The organism is Paraburkholderia sp. Ac-20342, from assembly GCF_017104985.1.
Classification (GTDB): domain Bacteria; phylum Pseudomonadota; class Gammaproteobacteria; order Burkholderiales; family Burkholderiaceae; genus Paraburkholderia.
Map to the genome: position 1 here is coordinate 1 of NZ_JAAGPQ010000238.1, position 253 is coordinate 253.

General features: G+C 77.1%; 1 protein-coding gene. It reads left to right on the forward strand.

Annotated features, from left to right (window positions below; translation table 11 throughout):
• On the forward strand, positions 1-253 hold a 253-nt coding region (locus G3N58_RS34680), incomplete at both ends, for a hypothetical protein (RefSeq protein WP_206001381.1).

Consider the following 253-nt stretch of genomic DNA (forward strand, 5'->3'; position numbering starts at 1 on the left):
GGCGGCGGCGAGGGCAACGGCGGCTCCGGCAACGGAGGCCATGGCGGCGGCGAGGGCAACGGCGGTTCCGGCAACGGAGGCCATGGCGGCGGCGAGGGCAATGGCGGTTCCGGCAACGGAGGCCACGGCGGCGGCGAGGGCAACGGCGGCTCCGGCAACGGAGGCCATGGCGGCGGCGAGGGCAACGGCGGTTCCGGCAACGGAGGCCATGGCGGCGGCGAGGGCAATGGCGGTTCCGGCAACGGAGGCCACG